The sequence below is a fragment of the Phenylobacterium aquaticum genome (genome assembly GCF_022695515.1).
GTDB classification, from domain to species: domain Bacteria; phylum Pseudomonadota; class Alphaproteobacteria; order Caulobacterales; family Caulobacteraceae; genus Phenylobacterium; species Phenylobacterium aquaticum.
In genome coordinates this window covers 37,031-45,357 of sequence record NZ_JALDPT010000040.1, presented here as the reverse complement: position 1 = coordinate 45,357, position 8,327 = coordinate 37,031, and the positions used below count along the sequence as shown (strand labels likewise).

At 68.2% G+C, this 8,327-nt stretch carries 7 protein-coding genes; 6 read left to right on the top strand and 1 reads right to left on the bottom strand.

The genetic code is table 11. The features are described 5' to 3' along the window. Positions 1-312: 312 nt before the first annotated feature. Positions 313-651 (bottom strand): P-II family nitrogen regulator, encoded by a 339-nt coding sequence (locus tag MQH10_RS22385; protein ID WP_215339866.1) that lies wholly within the window; start codon positions 649-651, stop codon positions 313-315. 391 nt (positions 652-1,042) lie between these two features. On the opposite strand from MQH10_RS22385, the gene MQH10_RS22380 reads away from it, so the two are divergent. The 6 genes from MQH10_RS22380 to MQH10_RS22355 all read left to right on the top strand — a co-directional run bounded on the left by MQH10_RS22380 (position 1,043) and on the right by MQH10_RS22355 (position 8,323). Next, positions 1,043-1,615: a fasciclin domain-containing protein gene (locus MQH10_RS22380; protein WP_242566200.1), complete on the top strand. Its 573-nt coding sequence runs from the start codon at positions 1,043-1,045 to the stop codon at positions 1,613-1,615. Positions 1,616-1,670: 55 nt separating this feature from the next. Continuing rightward, entirely contained in the window at positions 1,671-1,994 is a 324-nt protein-coding gene (locus MQH10_RS22375; RefSeq protein ID WP_242566199.1) for a hypothetical protein, read from the top strand. 109 nt (positions 1,995-2,103) lie between these two features. Continuing rightward, the gene (locus tag MQH10_RS22370; RefSeq protein WP_242566198.1) at positions 2,104-3,006 is read left to right on the top strand and encodes a glycine--tRNA ligase subunit alpha; all 903 of its coding nucleotides are present in this window, start codon (positions 2,104-2,106) and stop codon (positions 3,004-3,006) included. Positions 3,007-3,009: 3 nt separating this feature from the next. Further along, entirely contained in the window at positions 3,010-5,286 is a 2,277-nt protein-coding gene (glyS, locus tag MQH10_RS22365; protein ID WP_242566197.1) for a glycine--tRNA ligase subunit beta, read from the top strand. A 113-nt stretch (positions 5,287-5,399) separates the two neighbouring features. Continuing rightward, positions 5,400-8,096: a pyruvate, phosphate dikinase gene (gene ppdK / locus MQH10_RS22360; protein WP_242566196.1), complete on the top strand. Its 2,697-nt coding sequence runs from the start codon at positions 5,400-5,402 to the stop codon at positions 8,094-8,096. Next, positions 8,093-8,323, top strand: a complete 231-nt coding sequence (locus MQH10_RS22355; protein WP_242566195.1) for a hypothetical protein — start codon at positions 8,093-8,095, stop codon at positions 8,321-8,323. Before ppdK ends, MQH10_RS22355 begins: the two co-directional genes overlap by 4 nt. The last annotated feature ends 4 nt before the right edge of the window (positions 8,324-8,327 follow it).

Here is an 8,327-nt window from a genome sequence, read left to right as displayed (position 1 = left end):
GGGACCAGCTCAAGCCTGAGCGATGTGGGATCAGCCTCGTCCGTCTCCAGCTCCGGCAGCATTTCCGCCGGCGGCGGATCCTTCAGCGGCGGCGGATCGGTCGTCCGGGGAAGCAGCATCTCCGGGGCCGGCGGGATCGTTCGGCGGGGGCGGCGGGCGCCTCGGCGGCCGGCGGAGCCGCTGCGTCCTGAGCGAAGGCCGGGGCGGCGAGCGGCGCCCCGATCATGGCGGCGGCGAAGGCAAGCCCCGCCAACCTTTTGATAGCGAATGATTTCATGTGATTATCCCCTTGTCCCGATGAGGTCTGGCGGCCTAGAGCGCGGCCGTACCGGACTCGCCGGTGCGAATGCGAACAGCGTCCTCGACATTGAGGACGAAGATCTTTCCGTCCCCGATCTTGCCCGTGGCGGCGGCGGCCTTGACCGCTTCCACCGCCTTGGCGGCGGCGCTGTCGTCGACGACAGCCTCGAGCTTCACTTTCGGCACGAAGTTCACCTGGTACTCAGCGCCCCGGTAGATCTCCGTCTGCCCCTTCTGCCGGCCGTAGCCCTTCACTTCCGAGACCGTCAGCCCCTCGACACCGGCCGCGACGAGCGCTTCGCGCACATCGTCCAGCTTGAAGGGTTTGACGATCGCCATGATCAGTTTCATCCGCTCGCTCCCACGCGGCTCAAGATGTCCGCGCCCGTGATTTTCCCGACCGCCAGACACTTGGGATGCGAACTGCGATCCCTTGGCGGTAAGGCGACGCTATCGACGGCCGGGCCCGGCGCGGCCGCGCGGTAACCAATGATCAATGAAAAGACTGTCGGCGCCCGATTTGTGTGCGAAGTGGGCGTTTGGCGCCTCAGAATTGTGCGATTTCGGCGTCGAGAAGGGCGTCGCCGGCTTGCTGACGCGCCGCTGTCATGAGAGCGCCCCAGTCGCGGGCTTCTTAGGCAGGCGCCTCCGAAAACCGCACGCCTGGCAGGCGGCGATCCGTTGACTTGATCGCCACCTGTGGGGCAGGGGGCGTAGCGACATCTCCCCAACGAGGATTCCAATGTATTCGACCCGCTTTCTGATCGCCGGCGCTGTCATGGCTCTGGCCGCAGGCTCGGCCTCCGCCCAGACCCCGCCGCCCGCGACGGCGGCGCCCGCCATGGCGCCCGCGCCGGTCGCGGCCCCCAAGGTGGTGGCCGCCGGCGACGTGGTCGACACCCTGAAGGCCTCGGGTCAGTTCACGATCTTCCTGAAGGCGACCGACGCCACCAACCTCACCGGCTTCCTGAAGGCCAACAAGGTCGAGACGGTCTTCGCCCCGACTGACACCGCCTTCCAGGCCCTGCCGCCCGGCGAGCTGGACCGGCTGATGGCCCAGGCCAACCGCGCCGAGCTGCAGAAGCTGTTGATCTACCACATGATCAACGCCGCGGTGCCGAGCTCGGAATTCAAGGGCGCCCAGCGCCAGGCGCGCACCATGGCGGGCCTGCCCGTGGAACTGGATGGCGGCGACATGCTTATGGTCAATGACGCGATGATCGTTCAGCCCGACGTCCTGGCGACCAATGGCGTCATCCATGTGATCAGCAAGGTGCTGTCGCCCGCGACCGCGCCCGCGCCGACCGCCAACTAGTCGGGAGTCTCGCGGCCGAGGGCCAGGGTCTCCGGACGGAACCTTGGAGCTCACCATGAAGATCAGGCTTGTTCTCGCCGCCGCGGCGGCTGTCTCCCTGGCCTCGGCCGCTCACGCCCAGACCGCCTCCGACCCCGCCGCCCCGGCCGCGCCCTCGACCATGACGGCGCCGGCCGCGGGCGATCCGGCCGTGACCGTCGAGAGCACCACCACCGCCCAGGCCCCGCCCGCCGCGGTGGCGGCCGGGGTCGACGCCTCGGCGACGGTGATCACCACCACCGTCACCAACGGCCCGATCGCCGACACCCCGGAGAACCGCGCCAAGTACGGTCCGCCGATGTCCAACGCCGGCAAGCGGTCGAAGGCGAAGGGGAATTAGGGTCGGACGGATCTCCGCGACGCGGAGATAAAGCCGCGCCGCGCTTGAAGCGAAGGTCGGTGGGCCCTATGGTCCGCCGACTTTTTTTGCGCCCGCGAACACACCCCACATGTCCTCCGAAAAGCCGCTCTCATTTCAGGGTCTTATCCTGAAACTCCACGACTATTGGAGCCGACAAGGTTGCGTGATTCTGCAGCCCCATGACGTCGAAGTCGGCGCCGGCACCCTGCACCCGGCCACGGTGCTGCGCGCGCTGGGCCCCAAGCCCTGGCGGGCGGCCTATGTGCAGCCCTCGCGGCGGCCGGGCGACGGCCGCTATGGCGAGAACCCGAACCGGCTGCAGCACTATTACCAGTACCAGGTGATCCTGAAGCCGAACCCGGACAACCTGCAGGAGCTCTATCTGGGCTCGCTGGAGGCCATCGGGCTGGACACCCGCCTGCATGACATCCGCTTCGTCGAAGACGACTGGGAGAACCCGACGGTCGGGGCCTGGGGCCTGGGCTGGGAGGTCTGGTGCGACGGGATGGAAGTCACCCAGTACACCTATTTCCAGCAGGTCGGCGGCCTGGACGTGTTCCCGGTGGCCGGCGAGCTGACCTATGGGCTCGAGCGCCTGGCCATGTACATCCAGGGCGTGAACCACTTCACCGAGCTGGCCTTCAACGACCCGGACGGCCCGGCGCCCATGACCTATGGTGACGTGTTCCTGGAGAACGAGCGCCAGCAGTCGGAAGCCAATTTCCACCTGTACGATGTGGCGGTGCTGAAGCGGCAGTTCGAGGACATGGAGCGGCAGGTGCCGCGCATCCTGGAGGGCCGGGGCCCGCAGGGGCAGGTCACCGTGCTGCCGGCCTATGACCACGTGCTGAAGGCCAGCCACCTGTTCAACCTGATGGACGCCCGCGGCGCGATCGCCGTGGCCGAGCGCCAGAGCTATATCGGCCGCATCCGCGACCTGACCAAGATGTGCGCCGAAGCCTGGGTCGCCAATGAAGGTGGGAACGCCTAAGCCATGCCCCAGCTTCTGATCGAACTGTTCTCCGAAGAGATTCCGGCCCGCATGCAGGCTCAGGCCGCGCGCGACTTCGAGCGCATGGCCCGTGAGCGTCTGGCGGCCCAAGGCCTGCTGCCCGAGGCGCTGAAGACCTTTTCCGGCCCGCGCCGCCTGAGCCTGGTGGCCGAGGGGCTGCCGGCGGCCCAGGGCGACCGGCATGAGGAGCAGAAGGGGCCGCGCGTGGGCTCGCCCGACGCCGCCATCGACGGCTTCCTGCGCAAGACCGGGCTCACCCGCGAGCAGCTGACCGAGCGGGACGGGGTGTGGTTCGCCCACATCCACCGCGCCGGGCGGCCGACGCCGGAGATCGTGGCCGAGATGGTCGACGAGATCGTCCGCAACTTCCCCTGGCCCAAGTCGATGACCTGGGGCCGTGGGACCCTGCGCTGGGTCCGGCCGCTGAAGCGCATCCTGTGCGTCTTCGACGGCGAGATCGTGCCGTTCTCGATCGATGGGATCGAGGCCGGCGACGTGACCGAAGGCCACCGGTTCATGGGCTCGGGCAAGCCGTTCAAGGCCAAGGACTTCGACCGCTATGTCGAGGGCCTGGAGAAGCACTTCGTGGTGCTGGATCCCGAGGCCCGTAAGGAGAAGATCCTCGAACAGGCCAAGACCCTGTGCTTCGCGCGCAATCTGGAGCTGGTCGAGGACGACGGTCTGCTGGATGAGGTCGCCGGCCTGGCCGAATGGCCCTCGCCGGTGCTGGGCGACATGGACCCGGTGTTCCTGGACCTGCCGCCGGAGGTGATCCGCACCTCGATGCGGACCCACCAGAAGTATTTCGCCGTGCGCGATCCGGCGACCGGCAAGCTCGCCCCGCACTTCGTCACCGTGGCCAATATCGAGGCGGCGGACGGCGGCAAGGTGATCGCCGCCGGCAACGCCAAGGTGCTGTCGGCGCGCCTGAGCGACGCCAAGTTCTTCTGGGACGAAGACCGCAAGCTGAAGCTCGAGGACCGGCTGGAGAAGCTGAAGGGCGTCACCTTCCACGCCAAGCTGGGCACGCTGGCCGAGCGGGTCGAGCGGCTGGAGATCCTGGCCAAGGCCATTGCGCCCAGGGTCGGGGCCGATCCGGCCAAGGCCGTGCTGGCGGCCCACCTCTGCAAGGCGGACCTGACGACCGGCATGGTCGGCGAGTTCCCCGAGCTGCAGGGTCTGATGGGCGGCTATTACGCCCGCGAGGAAAAGCTGTCGGGCGTCGTCGCCGACGCCATCCGCGACCACTATCGCCCGGTCGGCCAGACCGACGAGGCGCCGGACACCCCGGTGACCATGGCCGTGGCGCTCGCCGAGAAGCTCGACACGCTGACCGCCTTCTTCGCGATCAATGAGAAGCCGACGGGCTCGCGCGATCCCTACGCCCTGCGCCGTGCGGCGCTCGGCGTGATCCGCATCCTGCTGGGCTCCGAGGCCCGCGCGCCGATCCGCGAGCTGGTGGCCGACTGGTACAGGTCGCTGCGTTGCTTCGTCGATCCGGGCCGGGCGCTCTATGTCTCGACCAAGCGCACCACCGGCTATCTGGGTCCCAAGTACCGCGCCCCCTCCGAGGTCTTCGAGACCTATGTGGAGGAGTTCGAGGACGCCCTGCTCGAGGGCCAGCCCCTGGTCGTGAAGACCGAGGACGACTTCGACATCCGCTTCGACCGCGCCGCCAAGGGCGGCGAGGCGCCTGAGGGGCAGGTGCTCTACAGTTTCCGCCCCTACGCCGAGGTGGCCGACGAGGTCCTGGCCTTCCTGGCCGACCGCCTGAAGGTGCTGCTGCGCGACCAGGGCAAGCGCCACGACCTGGTGGATGCGGTCTTCGCCCTGGGCGACGACGATCTGGTGCGGATCGTCGCCCGTGTCCAGGCCCTGTCCGACTTCCTGACCACGGAAGACGGCGCCAACCTGCTGGCCGGCTACAAGCGGGCCGGCAACATCCTCAAGGCCGAGGAGAAGAAGGGGGCTCTGCCCGCCGGCGCCGCTGTGCTCATGGCGGGCGCCCCGGCCGAGGAAGCCGCCCTGATCTCGGCGATTTCCCTTGCGGAGCCCGAGGTGGCGCGTGCATTGCAGCATGAGGATTTCGCAGGCGCCATGCGTGCCTTGTCGGGAATGCGTCACCCGGTCGACGCCTTCTTCGAGAAGGTCCTGGTGAACTCCGAGGTCGCCGCGGAACGGGAAAACCGTCTGCGGCTTCTGGCTCAGGTCCGTGACGCCATGGGCGAGGTCGCGGATTTCAGCCTGGTGAACGGCTAGCCTCCTTCACGGCTCTGAAAGGCCGAGCTGGGAGTTAGGGTCTATTGTTGGTCGCGCTTCCTGATCGGCCAGGCGAACACCCTGGTCGCGAAGCGCTCTAGGAGGATTTGAGGATGTCGACCGATACGCTTTCCAAGCTGCGTTGGGTCTATTCCTTCGGTGGGGGCAGCGCCGACGGCGATGCGTCCATGAAGAACCTTCTGGGCGGCAAGGGCGCCAATCTGGCGGAGATGTCGTCGCTCGGCCTGCCGGTGCCGCCGGGGTTCACCATCACCACCGAGGCCTGCGTCCACTACTATTCCAACGACAAGACCTATCCGCCGGAGCTGACCGCCCAGGTCGACGCCGGCCTGGCCACCGTCGAGACCATCACCGGCAAGCGCTTCGGCGACCCGGCCAACCCGCTGCTGGTCTCGGTGCGCTCAGGCGCGCGGGCCTCGATGCCGGGCATGATGGACACGGTCCTGAACCTTGGCCTGAACGACGAGACGGTCGAGGGCCTGGCCAAGCTGGCCGGTGACCGCCGCTTCGCCTTCGACAGCTATCGCCGCTTCATCCAGATGTATTCGAACGTGGTGCTCGATCTCGACCACCACATGTTCGAGGAGATCCTGGACGAGCATAAGGAGCGCCTGGACGTCACGGTCGACACCGGCCTCACCGCCGAGGACTGGGAGACCGTGGTCGCCGACTACAAGGCCGCCGTCGCCCGCGAGCTCGGCAAGCCGTTCCCGCAGGACCCACAGGAGCAGCTGTGGGGCGCGATCAGCGCCGTGTTCGCCAGCTGGATGAACGAGCGCGCCAAGTTCTATCGCCGCATGCACGACATCCCGGAGAGCTGGGGCACGGCCGTCAACGTCCAGTCGATGGTGTTCGGCAACATGGGCGACTCATCGGCGACCGGCGTGGCCTTCACCCGCAATCCGTCGACCGGCGAAGCCCGCCTCTATGGCGAGTTCCTGATCAACGCCCAGGGCGAGGACGTCGTCGCCGGCATCCGCACCCCCCAGGCCCTGACCAAGATCGCCCGTGAGGAAATGGGCGAGAAGGCGCCGTCCATGGAGGAAGCCCTCCCGGAGGTCTTCAACCAGTTCAAGTCCGTCGTCGAGAAGCTGGAAACCCACTATCGCGACATGCAGGACATCGAGTTCACGGTGGAGAAGGGGCGCCTCTACATGCTCCAGACCCGCAACGGAAAGCGGACCGCCAAGGCGGCGCTGAAGGTTGCGGTCGATCTCGCCACCGAGGGCCTGATCACCAAGGAAGAGGCGGTGATGCGGGTCGAGCCCGCCAGCCTCGACCAGCTGCTGCACCCGACCATCGACCCGACCAGCGCCCGCGATGTGATCACCGCCGGCCTGCCGGCCTCGCCCGGCGCGGCGACCGGCAAGGTGGTGTTCGATAGCGACGAGGCCGAGCGCCTGGGATCGGCGGGCGAGTCCGTCATCCTGGTCCGCGAGGAGACCTCGCCGGAGGACATCCACGGCATGCATGCGGCCCGCGGCATCGTCACCGCCCGGGGCGGCATGACCAGCCACGCCGCCGTGGTCGCCCGCGGCATGGGCCGGCCTTGCGTCTCCGGCGCCGGCGAGATCCAGATCTATGAGAAGCTGGGCGAGTTCCGCGCCCGCGGCCGGGTGTTCAAGGCCGGCGACATCATCACCATCGACGGCTCCAAGGGCGAGGTCCTGTCCGGCGCGGTGAAGATGATCGAGCCCGAACTGTCGGGCGACTTCGCGACCCTGATGACCTGGGCCGACGAGGTCCGCCGCCTGAAGGTCCGAGCCAACGCGGAGACCCCGCTGGACGCCCGCACCGCCCGCCAGTTCGGCGCGGAGGGCATCGGTCTTTGCCGCACCGAGCACATGTTCTTTGACGAGGACCGCATCGCCGCCGTGCGCGAGATGATCCTCGCCGACGACGAGGCCGGCCGCCGCGCGGCCCTGACCAAGATCCTGCCGATGCAGCGCAACGACTTCGTCGAGCTGTTCACGATCATGGAAGGCCTGCCGGTCACCATCCGCCTGCTCGACCCGCCGCTGCACGAGTTCCTGCCGCACACCGAGGAGGACCTGGTGGCCGTGGCCAAGGCCACCGGCCTGGACGCCGCCAAGCTGATGCGGCGCGCCAAGGAACTGCACGAGACCAACCCCATGCTCGGCCACCGCGGCTGCCGCCTGGGCGTCTCGTACCCTGAGATCTACGAGATGCAGGTCCGGGCCATCTTCGAGGCGGCCTGCGAGATCGCCGCCTCGGGCAAGAGCGCCCCGATCCCGGAGATCATGCACCCGCTGGTCGCCAAGGGTGAGGAGATGCGCTACCTGCGCCAGCTCACCGACCGCATCGCCAAGCAGGTGTTGGCCGAGAAGGGCGTGACGATCGACTATTCGGTCGGCACCATGATCGAGCTGCCGCGCGCCGCGATCCGCGCCGGCGACCTGGCCGAATACGCCGAGTTCTTCTCCTTCGGCACCAATGACCTGACCCAGACCACTTTCGGCATCAGCCGCGACGACTCCGGCCGGTTCCTGAACGCCTATATCGACAAGGGGATCTTCGAGAAGGACCCCTTCGTCACCCTCGACCAGGAAGGCGTCGGCGACCTGATCCGCATCGCCGCCGAGCGCGGCCGCGCGGTGCGTCCGGACGCCAAGATGGGCATCTGCGGCGAGCATGGCGGCGACCCGGCCTCCATCGCCTTCTGCGAGAAGATCGGCCTGGACTATGTCAGCTGCTCGCCGTTCCGGGTGCCGATCGCGCGCCTGGCCGCGGCCCAGGCCGCCATCGGCGAGCGCGAGAAGGACCGGTGACCGAAGAGGCCGCCAAACCCCCGGCCGCCAAGGCCCAGGCGCTGCCCGTCGGCGCCGTGGGGCTGGCGGCGCTGGGCGCCCTGGCGATCGGCGCGCTGAGCCTTGGGGCGGTGGCGATCGGCCGCCTCGCGGTCGGTAGACTGGCCGTGGGGCGGATGAAGGTCGGACGCCTCGAGATCGGAGAACTGACCGTGCGCAAGCTGAACATCATCGACGACAAGCGCTAGGCGC

Excerpts from the sequence above, each read along its gene's own strand:
- MQH10_RS22385 (WP_215339866.1), bottom strand. The coding sequence starts at position 651 with ATGAAACTGATCATGGCGATCGTCAAACCCTTCAAGCTGGACGATGTG.
- MQH10_RS22380 (WP_242566200.1), top strand. The coding sequence starts at position 1,043 with ATGTATTCGACCCGCTTTCTGATCGCCGGCGCTGTCATGGCTCTGGCC.
- MQH10_RS22375 (WP_242566199.1), top strand. The coding sequence starts at position 1,671 with ATGAAGATCAGGCTTGTTCTCGCCGCCGCGGCGGCTGTCTCCCTGGCC.
- MQH10_RS22370 (WP_242566198.1), top strand. The coding sequence starts at position 2,104 with ATGTCCTCCGAAAAGCCGCTCTCATTTCAGGGTCTTATCCTGAAACTC.
- glyS (WP_242566197.1), top strand. The coding sequence starts at position 3,010 with ATGCCCCAGCTTCTGATCGAACTGTTCTCCGAAGAGATTCCGGCCCGC.
- ppdK (WP_242566196.1), top strand. The coding sequence starts at position 5,400 with ATGTCGACCGATACGCTTTCCAAGCTGCGTTGGGTCTATTCCTTCGGT.